General features: G+C 56.1%; 1 protein-coding gene. It reads left to right on the forward strand.

Translation table 11 applies throughout. The features are described from left to right. The first annotated feature begins 58 nt into the window (after positions 1–58). Entirely contained in the window at positions 59–1,282 is a 1,224-nt protein-coding gene (locus LN893_RS20370) for an IS256 family transposase (RefSeq protein WP_229973252.1), read from the forward strand. Positions 1,283–1,388 lie beyond the last annotated feature (106 nt).

The raw sequence follows: 1,388 nt of genomic DNA on the forward strand, positions 1-1,388 counted from the left end.
GAGGCTGTAAAACAAACTGTGTCAAAGGATTAGGAGTATTACCTTTAACACAGTCAACATGGAAGAGAAAAACGAGCTGGATCTGGAAAAGATCAAGCGCCAGTTCCTGGAAGAGTTCAGGAGCGGCAAACCCACCTTTGGCAAAGACGGCGCGCTTGGCCCCCTGCTGAAGCACTTTCTGGAAGCCGCCCTGGAGGCGGAGATGGACCTGCACCTTGACGCCGAGCAGCGAGCGACAGGCAACCGCCGCAACGGCAAAGTAAGCAAGCAAGTCCGCACCTCGGACGGGGTGATCGAGGTGGAGTCATCCCGTGACCGCTCTTCAAGCTTCGAGCCGCAGATCATCCGGAAGCGGGAGACGGTGCTGGCCGAGAACCTGGAGCCGCGCATTCTGAGCATGTACGGATTGGGCATGAGCCTTCGCGACATCTCTGCTCATTTGAAGGAGATGTACGACATGGACATCTCCCACGACACCTTAGCCGCTCTTACCGAAAAGATCGTTCCCCAGGTAAAGGAGTGGCAGGCAAGGCCGCTGGACAGACTCTACTGCATCGTCTGGCTCGACGCCATGCACTATAAGGTGCGGCAGGAGGGCCGCGTTGTCTCACGGGCCGTTTACAACATCCTGGGCATCGACCACCACGGCCACAAGGAGCTGCTGGGCGTGTACGTATCGGAAAGCGAGGGAGCCACCTTCTGGCTCTCGGTGCTCACGGACCTGCAGCAGCGGGGCGTCACCGACATGCTCATCGCCTGCATCGATAACCTTAAGGGCTTTGCCGAGGCCATCAGCAGCGTCTTCCCGCAAACCGAGGTGCAGAGTTGCATCGTGCATCAGATACGAAACAGCATGAAGTATGTGGGCTCCAAGGATCAGAAGGAGTTCATGCGGGACCTCAAGCCAGTGTACCGGGCCGAGACAAAAGAACTGGCTGAACTGCGCCTGTTGGAGCTAGAGGAGAAGTGGGGCAGAAAGTACCCGAAGGTGCTGGAGAGTTGGCAGCGAAACTGGGACAGGCTCAGCGCGTACTTCAAGTATACCGAGCAGATAAGGAAGCTCATCTACACCACCAACACCATCGAGGGCTTCCACCGCCAGGTCAGGAAGGTGACCAAGACCAAGGGGGCTTTCCCCTCGGATATGGCCCTCCTGAAACTGATTTACCTGTCTCACCAGAACATCAGCAAAAAGTGGGTCATGCCCCTTGCCAACTGGAGCCAGACAGCCCAGCAGCTCTCCATCTGGTTTGGCGACAGGATGCAGCTGGACTTGAAGTGAAACGCGCTTTAAGAGTTTGGCCCTTTTGCCGTAAGGGCTCACACCAGAACAGCAAAAGGGCCAGTAAATTGAAATATGGAAATGACACAGTTTAAATTACACTCCC

The sequence above is a fragment of the Pontibacter harenae genome (genome assembly GCF_020907245.1).
Classification (GTDB): Bacteria; Bacteroidota; Bacteroidia; order Cytophagales; family Hymenobacteraceae; genus Pontibacter; species Pontibacter harenae.